Origin of the sequence: Pleionea sediminis (genome assembly GCF_007570825.1) — a bacterium.
GTDB classification, from domain to species: domain Bacteria; phylum Pseudomonadota; class Gammaproteobacteria; order Enterobacterales; family Kangiellaceae; genus Pleionea; species Pleionea sediminis.
Genome location: NZ_SUNB01000002.1, coordinates 788,265 through 805,562 on the forward strand (window position 1 = coordinate 788,265; position 17,298 = coordinate 805,562).

Genomic DNA, 17,298 nt, shown 5'->3' on the forward strand with positions numbered 1-17,298 from the left:
AAATATTAATTTTATTTGAGTAAAATAGTCTTAATCACAAAAAGAATTGCCGCGCACATCGTCTCGACCAACGTCTGCCGCGTAAGTCGGCCCTAAACATTTTGCATTGATCGATGTACCCGGTTTTATTGTAAAAATTAAGTGACCATTGATCATAGTGCTAAATGTATTCGAGTTAATTAACTCTCTTTGCCCTGGTTCTTTTGAGTAGGTTATATCACCATCTTTAATGGGGACGGGATTATCAAAGCGTATAAAGTGATTTGGATTTTCTTGTGTGCCATATAGGTTAACATTGGTTGGATTAAAGTAACCCCAATTTTGTTCTGCACCTGCTGAGGTTGTAACCACCGGCCAAGCTTGTTGCCAGTCGGGCAACTCGATATCGGGAGCGTCGCCTGCTGGCACACCTGTGTAGGTAATACGCGCCGGATGACCAAACTCAAACCCATGACTGTAAACTAAATACTTAGGCTTTACTGAGTCCATCCACATTTGATCGTCACTACCATTCGTTAAAGCACCATGGTGAGGCGCAACAAGAATGTCAGCCGCTTTATTAATGATATGGCTATCGGTACGGCCGGCAGATCGATACGTGTAGCCTTTGTAAGAGGTAGATCCTGTACTTGTGCCGCTTCCGCCTGCTAAATAAGAGCGACCTTTGTAGGCACCGGTTATTACAGGATATTGCCCACCAAGATCACCCGTTGGCGCTGTCGATAAAGTTGCGTCAATTTCTTTATTAAATGCATAAAGCAATGCAGTTCGTTCAGCATCGCCCGGTAAAACAATTGACTTACCATCGTAACTTAATTCAATAATCATGCTTTGGCCGTTTTTGTTATTCGACCAACGAATTGGATCACGATTTACCGCCGCAATTTTTACATTTGCAGTACCACAGGAAGGACCGGCCATTTCCGTCATTGGATTGGCTAAAACAGTTTCACCATCTTGCTTAAACTGATAGGGCTTAAGTTGACCTGCTTTCTTGTAGCGATCCATTCCGTAAAGCAATTTTTCAGAAGCGCCAGCAACACCACGCTTGTAATGACCGTAATCTTTTTTAAAATTATTAAAGAAGTCGAAGTTTCTATTGTTCCCAGAACGAACAAGCTCCTGAACTTGGCCACCAATGAGTAAACGCTTAACCTTGCTGTACAAGCTCGATGAACTACCAGCGTGTTGACGGTTTAAAAGCCGATCGAGTAAGTTATGATGATCAGCATCGCCATGAGTTATGTATACATCGATTTCTGATTTATCTTTAAGAATGTTGTATGCGTGTAATAAACCTTTTGGCTTCTTTTCGGCCGTTCTTCCAACTTCTCTATAAAGCCCAAGCTCTACCGTTTGTGCACCATCGGTTTCACCGCAATCAACCACTAAAGCTTTGTTTTCTGGCCCAGGACACTCAACCACTAAGCAGTTACCCGGCCCCACTTGCATAACATGCAACTTGAGTTCATTGTTAATTGGCTTCGCCGAGATTAATGAAGTGTCTAACATAGGATTCAGCGGCGTTCTGTTACTTGCAAACCAATCTTTTCGTGTTTTTTTGACACCAGGGCAGTTATCGCGACAATAATAGAAATACTCGCCTGTCGCGGGAGAGGTAGAATTATCTATTTTAATAAGGCGTTTGTAATGTTGGTACTTATCTTCCCAAACTTTATTATCAAGTTCATAGCTCAGAGAATACCAAGGATTACCAGGGACGTAATTGACGTTAAATAACTCGTCTGTGTAATTTGTTTCCGTACCTTTACCGATTTGCCAAAAATCGAAATTTTTATAGCTCATGTCATTAACAACAAGCTTTTTACCAACACACTCGTTAGTAGACGATTCGTAGGTCGCACCAAAACCTCTACAGGTTTCTTGTTTAATACGTGCTTTAGCTTCGGAAATCGATTCAGTTCCGATTTTTCTAACTTTTCCATCGTCTAGCGTTACCGTGGAAAGGTTAATTCTCGTATCGGACAAAGTGCCTTTAAAACGAATGGTTGACTCGTTAGGTAAACTAATGTCAATAAAACTTTCACCCGCTTTAGGTTCATACCCTAAATCGTCGATGGCCGTGTACAAACTGGCAAAGTCGTCCATACCATCGTAAATGTTGCGCATGATTTGTTGGCCAACACAAATCTCTTTGCCATCAACCGTGACTTTTCGACTCAAAACTTCCGGTAAAAGCACTTCAAAGTTTTCAGAGTTCGCGAGATGATACGCTTTTTCTTCTGCTGCATTTCTATTACAGAATAAATTCAGTTTGTTTAATACGTGCTCTCCCGAACCTGAGCTTTTAACAACAAACTCACCACTGCTTGAGTCGATACCCATAAACTGACTATCAAAATCAACTTCGATAATAGAAGCATGAGTAGATAGACTTGCGCCTAAGCTAACCAGTAAAACGGCAAACGATTTATTAAACATTGCTCGTGCACGAGTCATAGAACTTTCCTTACGTGCGTTGATTACATTGATATTAACTGTATTCATTGTCCTGTCTCCTTAGCCTTATTGCCGATGACTTTTATTAGACGGGCTAATTAAACCGTTACTAATTTTGCTTGATGGAATCGCACCACTAAAGATAGCTTTGGTGGTTACCTTTAAGTCTTTTGCTATTTTTAGTAATGCCCATTGATCCGACAGAGTCGCTAGATTCGGCGTATAAAATTGCGGATGCTTTTGATGACCATCAGCCACTTTCCATTCGATGTCGTAATCAGCACCTTGGTCGAACATCACCAAGATATCGGCGTAACTATCGCCATTGATGTCATTAACAAATAAATACTCAGGATTCGCCCAGTCTTTGTTAACCAACTCAGCGGGATAGAAAGCGACCGCTCGATTACTGCTGTTATTATAACGAATTTTCCATTCCCATTGGCCGTCTTGCGCTTGTGTGCGAGCGGTTAAAATATCGGTTTTTCCGTCACCATCGAAGTCGCCTAAATGCAAGGTGTGTGGCAGACTTTCGCGCATATCTTGTGCAGATGCTGCATCGTAAGACAATCGCATGGCTTGATTCGCTTTCATGTCGGCAGTGCCGTCATTCGAAAGCCTTACATAACTCCAAGTATTGAAACCTTGTGACAACGCAACATGCCAACGGCTGGTTTTGGTTGCCGTATTAAAGGTTGTAAAGAACACATCGAGGCTGTTGTTATCGTCAAAGTATCCAACTCGAATACTGTTAACGTCGTTACTCGAAATGCCACTCGGTAACGAAAACACATTTCCATTTTGCGTTAAGCAATCGGCACGCGTGATATCGTCACACAATGTCCAACGTCCATTATTAATGACCAAGATTTCTGTCTTACCATTACCGGTAAAGTCACCCGCAAGTAATTCCGGCGCATAGAAATCGCTCTCATTACCCGGTATTCCATTGAATGTTCTTGAGTTGACTTCAACCCATTTACCTTCACCTTCTTCGAGGAGATACCAGGAGTACTTGTAGCTATTGGAAGAATCATTAACGTGCCAGAACTCTGCCAATATATCCGTTCGACCACTATTATTAAAATTAGCAAAGTGAAGCTGACTGGTCGTTACGCTTGAGTCAGGGCTGTTACTTGCAAAATCAGTGAGGTCGATGACTTGTTCTGTGGTGCCGTTAAAGTGCATCACTAATTCGTTATGGCCGGTTGGCTGCGAGACTCGATTTTCAATGCTGACAATATCGCCACTGCCACTACCATCGAGGTCGATCAAGTTACCGGCATAAGACGCTTTATCAAATGATAATGGGAAACGATCGACATAATAGCCATTGCTATTCGTAGCATACAATTTTCCATTGTCGGTGTACGCGCTCGTATTGTTAATAATATTGCTGGGCGTTACCGGATGACTTAAAGGATCGTCTACCTGGTTAATCGTGACGTCCGAGTTATTCGCAACATTGTTAGAAATATCTTTATCACCGTTCAACGCGAAACATCGATCAGGCGTTGCGCAATAATCGGCAGTGGACGATAACGACACTTCATTTGCACTGATATTAATTTCGGATTCAGTATCGAAAAATCCGTCAAGATTAAATGAGTTAATCAGGTCGCAAGTCCCACCCACAACATTCGTGCTACAGTTATCATCAACACTTGCAGAACAGGTTCCTGCTAGATGACATCTGGCGAAAGTCGATAATCCAAAACGTGGAATGTGAGTATTTAAACCGAATACTTTCAGTGAATTCGCTGCGGTACAATCAGCAGCGGAGTCTGCCTTACGACACGTTAAACTATTCACTGAACCGTGGATTTTATCCCAGAAGTTAGTCGCACAACGTGCCGCGTTACCTACGCCCTCTAAACGAGATCCAATATCACAAAAGTCGACATCGAAATTAATCGGTAATTTTGCGAGAGCAAAGTTCAATCCTTTATCGGAACTGAAATCGAGACGCACGTTGTCAAAATTGTAGCCAAGAATACTTAGTTGCTCGGCTTTAAAATCGATAGCATCTTTACTGACCGTGGCATCAACACTAACGTTCAACAATGGCGCTGCATCACTATTGCTCGCATTATTTTGATTCAATCGTACTTCTAGCTGACCTTTGGTATGAACATAAGGGTATTCACTTGATTTGGCCGTCACCGCTAGCTCAAGTAAACCAGTATCAGGATCGGGTTTGAGCAATAACGCCGGCACGGGCAATAATTCATTTGGTAATAGCGGTCCGCTACCAACCAGCTGAGAACCCGTATTAACTGCATCGCGTGCCATTCGGTATTGCAAATTAAGCAGCGCATTCGAGTTAAGTCGCTCAGTGGTGGTTAACGCAAAGTCTAGGCCCGATGGCACAGGACCAACAAAGTCAACGTTAAATCGTTCTAAATCAATATTAGCCCAATCGTTGGTCGCTTTTTGCAAGAAGACCTGTGCTGTCAACCCAAGCTCTAATTGACCTTGCTCAATACCAATTAGGAATCCAGCATTGGCAAATTTAAGCCAGCTAATACCAAATAATGTACGGGCATCGTTATGATTATTGGTTGTTCCACTATCGATGGTATAACCATTACCCAGATCGTCTGGACAACGCACGTCGACATTGCTCGCGGCGAGTGCCGCACAGATTTGCATTTTGGTGTTCGACAGTTTTCCGTTCACTTTGAGTTTTAGAGGATCACTAAAGTCACCCTTCAATAAAAAGTCGACGCGTCCATCAATTCCGGTTTCAAACGTTAGCGCGGTATCAGAAGAACTGGACCCGTTGTAATCTAAGTTAAGATACAAATCCGTTCCCGCATAACCAAACCAGTCTCGTCTTGCTCTTGGATGAATTTGAATCGCATTCGGATAACTGTAGTTACTCGTGCTGTCTTGACTCGCCAAATAGTCTTGATAGTCGTCGTTAACAATCTCCGGAAGAATAATTTGCATTTCAAAATTGGCTTTTCGACTACCAAGATTGAAATAAGCTTCGCCATAGAACAATTCGTTACTGGTTGTCACGCGCCTATTCGAATCCGCTTGTAACGCAGTATTACTAAAGTCAGGAAGGAACTGATTAATGGCTTCTTGGTTCGTCTCTACATCGGTCGGCAGTTTATTATAGGCTAATAAGCCCATGACACTGACACCTTGCCGAATAGGTCTATTGGAATCGCGACCTTTATGACGAGAAACGGTATTGTCTCGAACAAAAGTTTCAATAACGATTTTTGCGGTTTCAGTCAGCTCTTCAACGTTAAAATCGTGCGTTGCTAAAATGAGTGCGGATTTTTCAAAGGAAATATCTTCGAGTCCAAATCCAGATGATTTTCCAGAGTTTTGATTATCCGTATGTTTTGCATACTCAAGATCGGTCGCTGGAACGAGTTCTTCTACCGTACAATCATCGTCCCCAGAACTATTAAGAAGATCCGGTAGAGCCAACAAAAGTTTGGTTTGGTTTTCTGAGTGAATACCACTGATTAAGAAATTGAATTTTTGCGTAAAGGCGCTATTTCCATCTCGACAACTTAAAAACTCATCTTGGTTACTTTCAACGTCTTTAATCGAAACATTAACACCAGAATTTAGATAGGTTGAAAATTTCCAAGCATTTTCGGTACCTGAATATGAAAAGTCGATCGTTAAATCATTGGCATCAAGATGTATTGCGTAGTCGCCATAACGTTCTCTAAATCCTGCTAAAGCACCTTCTGCTTGCGAGCTAGAACCTAGTAGCCCAAAAAGATCGTGTGCCGTTATCGTTTGGTTGCCACTAATACTTAGTTGGGCATCAAGATTATTCGTACCATTGGTATTAACGACATCGGTAGTAAGAATCGCTGTGTACTCAGTTCCCGTTTCCCCTTGATAGCGAAGGGTTCCGCCTAGCGCTACATTAACCGATGCATTATCGTCTTGCCAATTGTAATCGATGGCAAGATTGCCTTCTTGCATGGTTGTATTAGTCAAGAATGGAATAGCGAGTGACGCATTCGAAAGCTCCGTTTCTAATCGAATACCCGATGCTGTAACAATCAATTGACCTCGTGTCGTCAATTCAACTTCACTGTCGTCACATCGCTCGTCGCCATTTATCTGGTTATTATTGGTAGGCTTGCCTTCCGAATCCAAACAAACACCTAATTCCAAAGCAGCGGTCAAAGAAGAATTTTGACCGAGACGCCCTTGGATAAAGAATCGATTAATATTGATATATTTGTGCTCGAGGACTTTTTTCCAGTCTGCACTTTCAATATTTTGCGCGGTGAAGTAATACTCCATAAGCGTTTCAATATTTTCGGAGTTCGCATCAAGAAGTTCTCCACCAATGGTTACGGTAGGTGCACCGTTGATAACCTGAGCTTCAAATATGCCATTCAATTTGGCACAACGATTATTGTTTGAATTACAGTTTTCGAAACTATTATTGGCAACTTGGCGCGGAATACTAACATTAGCTTCGGCCGTCAGTTTGTACTGTCGATCTTGAGCGACGCCTGTACCAATCGTTTCAAGACTTAATGTGCCTTTTTCAAAACGTAATGGGGATTTAATATCGCTGGTATCGGACTCTACCAGTGCAGCCCAATCATAGTTTGCATTATTCTGCGCTAAATAGTCATCGGCAAAAGAGTCGATTACATTTGAGTTTAAACTCTCGAATTCAAAATCAATCGCTTCACGGTTGTAGTCGGCGAACTTTTCGAAGCTTATCCGCCCTTTGTATTTCTTAAGGCTACTATCGTCAATATTTATTCGCTCAGTCGTTGCACAGCTTGGCTTATAAACTACTTCAGCTCCGACTTGACCTTGAACCGAAGAGAGTTGCGTTGTGGTCAAAAGCTGCAGACCAGCATGGTTTAATGCAAAACAGTTAAAACCGAAAGGATGTTGCCAGTTATAGACATCAGAAATAAACGTAAGCGCACTCTCTCCGTTCGGATTAAACTCTGTACTACCCAACAGATAAACCGAACTTTGTGTTGGCGCCTGAGCAATTTGTAGTTGAGTACCGAGTTCAATGTTAAGCGTGGAGTTTGTTTCGAACAATCCCGAACGCGACAAACCAATTCCCAGCTGGATCTCTTTAACCTTAACATTATCGTTACCACTAGCATCGTCTTCACTGCCCGTATTCTCAATCGGTAAATTCGTTTCAATACTGCCAAAGTTAGAAACATTGCTCGAATTTAATGTCGCCCGTAAGTAACTTTGTTTCGGATTGATATCAAAGTTTATCAAAGAGCTTAGAGATGCCCCCAAACTAATTTCGGTGACAACATTTGAACTCAACTGAAAATTAGAGAAGGTTTTATTAAAAATAGTTGTCATACGATTTAAATTGATTGAAGTCGATATATTCAAACCAGGATTTACATCAACAAAGGACTTGCTTTGATAAGCACCACGATAAATATTTTTTACATCGTAAGGTAGAGTCGTCCAATCAAATCGAACAGAGGGCGTTTTCGCAACGGAAACAACATCTTCTATATACTCAACCGTATTATCATCTTTATAGAGCAAGAACTGACTGTCTGAAAGTACAACGGTTAACACGGGAGAGTTTAGCGTGGGGTTAAATGCATTGTTGCCACTCGCTCCAGAATAATTACCAAATAGATCGTTCAGCTCATTTGCCTTTTGTTTCACTGTATTAGTCGCTGAAGCAAGATCCATCGTCAGAATTAACTCTTCAGAAGCTAAGTCGCCCGCAGATATCGGTGTTGTTTCAAGTAATGTAAGATAAGCGGTAACAGGCACACCATAGTTAGTTATCTGCATTCGCATTGTTGACGTATTCGTTAATATCTTTATGTCGTCAGAAACGCTAATAGCTGCCAATTCTTTATAAATATCCGAGCTTTCAATATAACTCAATTTAGTTTCGTCTTGAGCATGTTCTTGCGCAAGATTTTTCATCAACTCGTAAAGATTACACGGATTATTTTGAGAAGAACATATTTGACTTAATGTTCGGCCATCGCGGGGAAAAGGATCGTACCGGTCGTTTAAACCATCGTTATCGTCATCGTAATCTTCATTGTTACCGATTCCATCACCATCGGAATCTAGATACTCGTCAGGATCTAAAGGAAAAGCATCATCAACATCAGGGATGCCATCGTTATCATCATCAAGATCAGCATCGTCGAAAATTCCGTCGCCATCGGTATCGACAATTAATGTTGTTTTAAACATGGCCAGGAAAGGCTCAAGTCCCCTTACCATAACATGATAAGTTGCTCCCTGAATGGGATCGTTAATATGGCAGATTAATCGATTGGAATTATTTTGTGTTGATTGGCATTTAGCACTATTGATGCCCGGAAAACTACCCCGCTTAACAAAGAGTTCAGCATCACCGGTACGAACATCAAGATTAAACGTTAAACTTTTTGCTGCTTGATCTACTTTAAACGTGAAAAGCTTTCGCTCACTGTCTTCCGCACTAAAAAGTAGCTTCTCAGAATGGTTCGACAATTCTTGGCTGTGCTGAGCAATAACTTTCACACCACTGTATGTTGGATATCCTCGCAACACAATGTGATAAGTTCCAGCATCTGGATTCATGATGTCACATTGCTCTTCCGTTGTGAGACCAAATGCACCACAAGTCAAATCAGCAAGAGTCGGCTCACTGCCTCCTTTAACGAAGACATCGACATCTCCGCTTCCGCCACTTGTTGTTACGCGCAAGAAATTTTGATTTTCCGGAACCTCGATAGTGAAAAAGGATTCTTCATAATTGATTGAATTACTCAAGCCATACTGATAAACGTGATTTTTAAGTTCTTTGCTAAAGTCAGAATGATTGATTTTAAATAGACTTTTGTTTGTGTCGAGCCAACTCGCGGTACAGCGAAGTGACGCATCCGCTCCCCATGCTTGAGCTTCAACGTATTTTCCATTGGGACAGAGTAATCCGTAATGTTTGTTAGAATAGGGAATTAACTTGAAAGTCGTAGGTTCTTCAATATCGTCACCTAACGCAATGTAGGTTCCTTCATTATTTTTAATTTTTACGCCATAGTTTCCAGAACGCTCGAGAAACAATTTGTAATCAGAGTCGATTATTTCTTTAGGTACTCTTAGTGCAGTCACCTTGCCATCATGAGGACCATAGCTCCAGAAATAACGGCTTGAAAGATCGTAGTTTATTGATATCGTCGAGCTCGCTTTAAAGCGCGGACGCATATCATCTTCTAAAGAATTAAGGTCATCTAGACGCGTACAAACCGGTTGGATGCTAGCAATGTAACTGCTATTGATCTTGATATTGGCACCAGTAGCAATAAATCCAATACCACAAAAATTAGTAAATTCATTTCCGCCCTCACCACCGGCCGCTACACCTCGAACGAATTGGCCTTGTTGGCTACGACTGGCACTTGAACACAAGGGTTGAATTTTATCGAGCCAAGATCCTGAGCGACCAGCAAACCCACTTACCCAATGATTGGAACCGCACGAATGATAAATTGTATTTCCACCCGGTCTACCTATGTAACCTTGAGTGTTACCCCACTCTGGTGTTCCATCGGGTTCAACTGAACGACAGTCAAAAGTAATGCCATGAACATAAGCGTTGGTTTTCGAATAAAAACTTCTAATTGCTTTACCATCTTCGCAGCGAAAATCAACGGATTCACTACCATTACCGCCATAACTTTTAAGAACTTTAACGACATCTTGAGCTAAAGCAAAATTAGGAGGCTTACCCTCGTACATTTGAGCCGCCATACTTTCAACAGCCATTTCGAAAGCTTTACGGTCTAAATCAAGAAAATTATAGAGATTTCTACCTTGGTCAAGGATACTGCGACTAATGGAATCTTTATCTGAGAGGAGTGTTGAACTATATAAAAGACTGGTAAGAATTGAGGTTAAAACAAGAAACTTTCTCATAGTACACATCCGTAATTGCTTTGTTTTGATTCCAACTAGACCTAGAGGACGGGAGAAAAAACCGCACCCTATACAACTTGGCGAGGATGTTATTAAACATATGAGATACAGACAATGGTAATATTTGCTATTTTTTAACCAAATATTTTTGTAACAATGGCAGGCTCACGATAACCCATTGTTAGCATTAAAAATAAAGTAAAGTGGACATAATCTTTTAGCTCTGAGAACCATATATCTAGACTTTTAAAGAATAAAAACTGAGAAATGTATCCAGTTGAAATGTACTCGATTTATCAAATTATAAAAGCGTTTTTAGAGAACTGACACTAGCGTTTTATTTACCCCATGCGTGCTCCATTGGGTACGGAATTATCAACGGTTGTTAAAACAACATCACCATTGTCACGATAAAAGCCGGTCACCAAACATTCCGACATAAAGGGACCTATTTGTTTATTCGGAAAATTGATCACAGCGACAATTTGCTTACCGAGTAAATCTTCTTTTGAGTAGAGAGCTTTAAGTTGAGCGCTCGACTTTAATATTCCGATTGATTCGCCAAAGTCGATTCTCAATTGATACGCCGGCTTTATTGCTTCAACAAAATCATTAACTTCAACGATGGTTCCTGCTCTCAATTCAACTTTTTCAAAATCGTTCCAAGTGATTTCTTTCATGCTAACTAGCTTTAGTTAATCGTCAATAACGTTGACTATATTAATTCTTTTTCCAAAAGTCATTGAATAAATAATCAAGCTCTGAGTTGTTGCTAAAAGATTTTAAATGCCAATGGTCTGGAAAATAATTAGTATAGTCCGGTGAGTTAAAGCGTTTATCGATTAAAATGATAACACCTTTGTCATCTTCACTTCGAATAACTCGCCCAGCAGATTGAAGAACCCTTTGCAAACTGGGGTAGCGATATGCAATATCAAATCCATTCATTCCATGATTTTCTGCATCCTGTCGAACAGATTCCCGAACGTTGTCACGCACCGACATTCCCGTGCCAATAATTATAATACCGGTTAGTGCATCTCCGATATAATCAATTCCTTCTGTGAAAATGCCGCCCGTAATGACAAACCCGGTTCGATGTGAACCATCAAAGAATTGATTGATGACGTGTTCTTTCTCTGAGTCGGTATAGTTCGACTCTTGAGTGAATATATTGTCCGTAGGATACTTCTCTTGATACGCCTCAAAAACTTTTCTTAAAAAGGCATAACTACCAAATGAAACTAAATAATTGCCTTTCTTAGCCTGAATCGTCGAGTGAATAATATCAACCAATGACCCAATGAATTGATCTCGTTGGTTATATCGCATATCAATCGTCTTTGATACACAAACCAGTTGCTGCGAGCTATCAAATAGAGAGTGCATTTTATGATATTTGACTGAGTCAGAAAGACCTAACGAATAACGCACATAACTTTCGGGTGTAAAAGTCCCTGAAAATAAAATGACGGAGCGCAACTGGCGAAAGATAGCCGATAAATATTCCCCGGTATTCATCGCTCGTAGATTTAATACTAAAGACTCGATCAATCCGTTTTGTTGGTGCTCAAGAAATCCAAAATGACGCTCCTTCGACAATTCAGAGATTTTTGAAAAACGAATAATTTGTTTAAACCATTGGGATAGCTTAGGTGACATAACTTCCGAATGAATGTTTGACATGGCTTCACTTAAACACCGAGCCGTGACGTCACCAATAGGTTTACAAACATCCACTGGAATCGCCGCTTCTGATAACTTACTCTCGAGTTGATCGACTTTAAGAAGCGCAGCGGTTATACGATTGACATAACGAGACATTGAAGGTTCATCCTCAAGAACTTCCAATGCCAATGTTTCCGAAAGCTGACCAGAATACATGTCACATGAACGCTCAATTAAATTATGCGCTTCATCAATTAAATATACAGCTTGTTTACCATTTGCGACAAAGTGAGGTAACTGAACCAGTGGATCCATTAAATAATTGAAGTCGCAAATAACAACATCAACCCAAGGCACAAGCGATAACGATAATGAAAATGGACAGACTTTAAATTTATTAGAAGCTTCTCTTATTGTAGAGTCATCCAAATTCGATTGTTCAAAGCAATAGTTCAATGCGTTATTCAATCGATCAAAATAACCAACTTTATATCGACATAGAGTTTCATCCGACTTTTCATTGGTACAAAAACAAGCTTTTTCTTTGGCAGTAATGGTCAAAACTTTTAGGGCTGGCTTGATCTCAATAAGTTTATTACATGTATTTCTGGCAGCTCTGCGTCCTGAAGTTTTAGCGGTTAAATAAACGATTTGCTTTATTTTTCCCTCACCCATCGCTTTAACTGCAGGAAATAACGTACTTACTGTTTTTCCAATTCCCGTAGGAGCTTCGAAAGCCATTATTCTTTCGTCACGAATAGAGCGATATACTTCAGCACAGAGTGCCCGCTGCCCTTCTCTAAATTCAGGGAAAGGGAATTGAAAAGCTTCGCAAGCTTTCTTGACTTTTAGCTGATGGATAAATATTTTATTCAACCATGAGCAATATTTTTCAATAGCGGCAACTGAAAAGGCTTCCAACTCGTCAATAGAATACTGGCTACTTTCAACCGATAAACTGTCGTCGTTCAAATTCATCCAAGTGAGCTGCAGGCGTATTGTTTCGATTTGATGTTTTCGACAATACATCCAGCCATAAATTTTCAGTTGAGCTAAATTAACGGAACGACTGCTTTCAGGAATGAATTCAGACTCCAAGTACGTTGTTTTAATTTCTTCAATAGTAGGTTCATTTGATACGTCATCTAGCCAAAGGCCATCTAACCTACCACGTATTAAAACTGTTTTTTCACTCCAATCATGTACGAGCTCAACAGATACTTCAGATTGATAATTCGATAATTGTTTTTTTCGTTGACTCTGGAGTTTTTGATGCCCTCGAATACCCTCATAAGACGAAGGACCACCTTCACCCCAAGATGATAAATCGCCAGTGCGACAACTAAATTCAGCCAGCTCTGTGACAGAGAACTGAAAGTCGGTTTCAGAAATTCGACCATTAGTTACATCCGATACTTCAGCATGTCCCACTTCAGAAACGTCACTTTCCATTGCATTGGCGTCAATATCGGGATTTAACTTTTCAGTCATCATAGATCACTCGAATGACTCTATGCGGTATATTATTTTTTTGATAAAAATCAAACCACGCCTTCTGATTGTTTTGCAATCGATCACCAGGCCCTTTTACTTCGATTAGTTCATAGTTGCCGTTATTATCAAAATAAATCAAATCAGGTTGACCCGACCGAAATTCTTTAGGCGACGATAAAATACGTTGAGTAATTTTATCCATATCCGAAAACGGAACTTTTTCTAATAACGTATCTAGGAGCTCAGCATCAACCATTTGCCAATGAGCGAATGAGCAAGCTAATGAATATTTTGATTGATAGGTGTCTCGAATATGAGAACGAAAGCAACTGCCATCTTGAAAAAGCTGGCGTATTTTGAGTAAGGTAGATTCACGTCTTGTTATGAACAATGGTTCATAAATATCCGCAGGCTGAGTTTGAAAAGGATTATAAAAAGCGCCCTCAATATCTTCAAAAATGCCTTGCCAATAAATCAGAGCAAACAAGGTATTAAAAACAGAATTTTCCGTCCAATACGCAACACCACCCTGTTGAGCAAGCCAATCACAAACATCCAACTCGACCGAACGTTGACTTCGACTTAATTGAATGGCTTGCTCCTCTATATAAAAAGACGTTCTATTTTTGACCGTCTCCCGTAATCGCTTTGCTAGCTTTTTTTCAAACGTTAAGACAAAACTCTTGTCATGAAAAGAGGTCGCTTCTGCATCCAATTTCTGCAATTCATACCAAGCTAACTCAGGCTTATTCAATTTTTCTAAACAGCGAATGTATCGCTCACGCGCTAATTCGTGTTGTGATTGCGGATACATTTCAGCCGCTCGTGCATATTCTCCCATCCGTTCATTTTCTCGCGCGAGGGCATAAATAATTTTGCTTCGCCTTCTTAAATATAACGTTGATTGACTTTGCAATTGTGGAATACGTTCAATCGCTTGATCCATTAATTCAGGTGTCCATTCTGGTCGCGAGTGAATCAACTCCGATAGTTCATGCAGAGTTTTTAGAGCGTCTATTTCGTCTCGGTTTTTTATCGCTAAACTCTTATCCGATATTGAATAACTCTCATAAGTCATTAGTCCGAGATCTTGTAAAACAAACTCGGTTAAATCTTGACGGAGATTGCCAAAGAATAATAAACGATAGGTTTCAAAGTTATCACTGGGAACAAAAAGAATCGTGTGATCAATTATCGCTTGAGGAATGTCGTGATTTTCACAAAATTCAATAACAAAAAGCTCAAGTTCTTTTCGCTTAAAGTTCTTCCATTCCGATTTATTAAAGGCTTTTACCAATTCCGCTTTATTAAATAGAGTTATCCAGTCAGCGACACTTTGTGACTCTAATTCAGACACTAAATTAGCGTTTATAAGCTCTTTGAGCGCCTCATCTTTGTCGTTAATCTCGGTATAATTCAGTTTATCAAGTCGGAAAAGCTGACCTTTTCTCATATAACAACGAGTGAGTAACTTTTGGGCATCTGCGCTTAAACAGGAGAACGTTTTGTAAAAACGAGATTCTTTTTCTGACAATAGAAATGAGTATCGATCGGCAACGAAAGACAATAATATTTTAAAATTAGAAAGATAGTAATCGGGTTGTAGTACCACCGATTCAACATTCGTCTCCAAGTTGATGCTGACCTCCACCTTTCGCTCACTCAAGTTCCAGTCGTTTCTAAGCTCTATCGCTTTTGATGTGATCTCGAATTAGATCGAAATGTCGCATTTGATCGTGCTGTCTCGTTTGATCGTAATATCGCGAAGTATCGATGCGATTTAAATCGATCGAGCGAAAGAATATTAAACCCACTGGAACACATAACTACTTAAACAGGTAGTATATAAGTTATCCATAACCCCGGCAAGCTTGGCATTAACAGTTACTAAGTCCATTCATGTTTGCATAACTCGAATTCATGTCGACTTGGATCTTTGCGCTTAAGTTAAGTATCCTAGGTCTACATCACCTACAAAAAATATTTATGAGTCAACATCTTAAAGCTGCAATAACACTTGTAGCAACCATATTTATTGCCGCTTTGGTTACTGTTTTGGCGAAAGTATCACTCGAGAGAGTCAGCGCCTTTTCCTTTAACTGGCTCCAAATTTTAGTCGCAATGGTGTTTTTGACGGGTTATACCTTCCTGTGGCGAAAAGAATCTCTGCCTACACACCTAACTCGCGCTCAATGGCTTTATATATTGGCTATCGGTTTTTGCAACTTCACCATGGTACGATTTTTATTTCTTGCCGGTTTAGAGCTTCTGCCGGTGACAACTCACGCTTATCTGGTTAATTTTGTTGGCCTGGTTACCATGTTTCTGAGTATCTTTTTGTTAAATGAGCGTCCTTATCTGATCCAATTTTTAGGAGCACTCATTGCGTTATCCGGTTTAACCGTATATTTCGATTCAATTCCAACTCCTGAGCGTATTTCAGGAATTATTTTCGTTGCCTTGGGTGTGTTTTTTCTAGCGTTGACCAACAATTTGATTCGGCGATTTATGGTACATCATAAAAGTTCTGTGTCGAGTGTTATGCTTTCCACGTTAGCGATTTGGATTGGTGGCTTACCGCTGGTTGCTATTGGAATATTAACGGAAGGCAGCGAACTTACAATTGGTTTAAATGACGCACTAATTATTTTAGCCAATGGCGTCTTTTCTCTGGCTTTAACATTGATTGTATTTAACCATGTAATGAAAGTATTACGGAGCTACGAGGCAAGCTTACTCGCATCGACCGGAGTCATCTTCGTTGCTTTGTTGGCAATACCCATTAATCACGAAATACTGTCACAACATCAAGTTATTGGTATTTCCATTTTATTTATCGGGATTATTTTAACTCAGTTTAAAATCCCATTTTTATCCATTTTTCGACGATAGAGAGCAGTTATGATTAAAACACTCGAAGAACTTGAGAAAAATTATCCGGTTATTATTGATATAAATATCCATTGGGGTGACATGGATGCATTTCAGCACGTTAATAACGTGATTTATTTTCGGTACTTTGAAAGCGCCCGCATCGCTTATTTTCGTCAAACACACATTATGGATGAGATGGAAACGAAAAAGATTGGGCCGATCTTGGCCTCAACAGAATGCCGCTATCGTAGGCCGGTTACTTTCCCAGATGTTCTAAAAGTTGGCTGCCGAGTATCTGAAATTCGCGACAACGACTTTGATCAGGAGTACGCCATTTTTAGTACGGCTCAAAACGCACTGGTTACAACTGGCGAAGCGCGCATCGTAATGGTTGATTATCACTCTCACCAGAAAACAGAAATCAGTGATTCGATAAAACAACACATACTGGATCGACAACCAGAATTATCTAATTAACTTTAAAACCACCGAAAACAGGTTGTTTTTTAACCTTTTCTTTAAAATTCTTCTATTTTTCAGGAAATTGGCGCTCTCCCAATAGCAGAATGGTCAATTTCCTACATCACCTTCCGTAGAATGGGATTTTGCTGTCAAGGCCCAAACTTTATACTGTGTCACAAATCAGAGACAAACAGACGGAGCTGCCATGTTCAGTAAAAAATTAAAAAGTTATCATGTAGAAGAAACTTCAATGGAAGAGTTTTTAGCGGCACTTAACAGCCAAAAGAAAAAGTCATCCATCTATCAAAAATCATACGTTGGTGCTTTAGAAAAGAAATTCCTCGAAGCCTTCGGAACAAAAGCTTTTTCTTAAACGAAAAACCTTTTAATTATCCAGAAAACACCATAAAAAAAGCTGCAATAGCA

Annotated in this window: 8 protein-coding genes; 3 read left to right on the forward strand and 5 right to left on the reverse strand. The window is 40.2% G+C overall.

Annotation, left to right across the window (positions count from 1 at the left end; genetic code table 11):
- Positions 1–30: 30 nt before the first annotated feature.
- From FAX86_RS13330 to FAX86_RS13350, 5 genes are all read right to left on the reverse strand, one after another.
- Complete coding sequence (locus FAX86_RS13330) at positions 31–2,508, reverse strand: ComEC/Rec2 family competence protein (protein ID WP_144393903.1); 2,478 nt, start codon at positions 2,506–2,508, stop codon at positions 31–33.
- 18 nt (positions 2,509–2,526) lie between these two features.
- Positions 2,527–10,374 carry a pre-peptidase C-terminal domain-containing protein gene (locus tag FAX86_RS13335; RefSeq protein WP_164503574.1) on the reverse strand — a complete coding sequence of 2,616 codons (7,848 nt, stop codon included), beginning with the start codon at positions 10,372–10,374 and terminating at the stop codon, positions 2,527–2,529.
- A gap of 341 nt (positions 10,375–10,715) precedes the next feature.
- Positions 10,716–11,054, reverse strand: a complete 339-nt coding sequence (locus tag FAX86_RS13340; protein WP_144393905.1) for a tRNA-binding protein — start codon at positions 11,052–11,054, stop codon at positions 10,716–10,718.
- A gap of 40 nt (positions 11,055–11,094) precedes the next feature.
- Positions 11,095–13,536 (reverse strand): ATP-dependent DNA helicase, encoded by a 2,442-nt coding sequence (locus FAX86_RS13345; protein ID WP_144393906.1) that lies wholly within the window; start codon positions 13,534–13,536, stop codon positions 11,095–11,097.
- The gene (locus tag FAX86_RS13350; RefSeq protein WP_144393907.1) at positions 13,526–15,202 is read right to left on the reverse strand and encodes a VRR-NUC domain-containing protein; all 1,677 of its coding nucleotides are present in this window, start codon (positions 15,200–15,202) and stop codon (positions 13,526–13,528) included. The genes FAX86_RS13345 and FAX86_RS13350 overlap by 11 nt, the downstream gene beginning before the upstream one ends.
- Before the next feature lie 320 nt (positions 15,203–15,522).
- Between FAX86_RS13350 and FAX86_RS13355 the strand changes: the two genes are divergently transcribed.
- The 3 genes from FAX86_RS13355 to FAX86_RS22215 all read left to right on the forward strand — a co-directional run bounded on the left by FAX86_RS13355 (position 15,523) and on the right by FAX86_RS22215 (position 17,245).
- Positions 15,523–16,428, forward strand: coding sequence for a DMT family transporter (locus FAX86_RS13355; protein ID WP_164503575.1), 906 nt, complete (start codon positions 15,523–15,525; stop codon positions 16,426–16,428).
- 9 nt (positions 16,429–16,437) lie between these two features.
- Entirely contained in the window at positions 16,438–16,887 is a 450-nt protein-coding gene (locus tag FAX86_RS13360; protein WP_144393909.1) for an acyl-CoA thioesterase, read from the forward strand.
- 190 nt (positions 16,888–17,077) lie between these two features.
- Positions 17,078–17,245: a hypothetical protein gene (locus FAX86_RS22215; protein ID WP_164503576.1), complete on the forward strand. Its 168-nt coding sequence runs from the start codon at positions 17,078–17,080 to the stop codon at positions 17,243–17,245.
- Positions 17,246–17,298 lie beyond the last annotated feature (53 nt).

What these genes read in the sequence shown, in the direction of transcription:
- FAX86_RS13330 (WP_144393903.1), bottom strand. Translation starts at nt 2,508, where the DNA reads ATGAATACAGTTAATATCAATGTAATCAACGCACGTAAGGAAAGTTCT.
- FAX86_RS13335 (WP_164503574.1), bottom strand. Translation starts at nt 10,374, where the DNA reads ATGAGAAAGTTTCTTGTTTTAACCTCAATTCTTACCAGTCTTTTATAT.
- FAX86_RS13340 (WP_144393905.1), bottom strand. Translation starts at nt 11,054, where the DNA reads ATGAAAGAAATCACTTGGAACGATTTTGAAAAAGTTGAATTGAGAGCA.
- FAX86_RS13345 (WP_144393906.1), bottom strand. Translation starts at nt 13,536, where the DNA reads ATGATGACTGAAAAGTTAAATCCCGATATTGACGCCAATGCAATGGAA.
- FAX86_RS13355 (WP_164503575.1), top strand. Translation starts at nt 15,523, where the DNA reads ATGAGTCAACATCTTAAAGCTGCAATAACACTTGTAGCAACCATATTT.
- FAX86_RS13360 (WP_144393909.1), top strand. Translation starts at nt 16,438, where the DNA reads ATGATTAAAACACTCGAAGAACTTGAGAAAAATTATCCGGTTATTATT.
- FAX86_RS22215 (WP_164503576.1), top strand. Translation starts at nt 17,078, where the DNA reads ATGTTCAGTAAAAAATTAAAAAGTTATCATGTAGAAGAAACTTCAATG.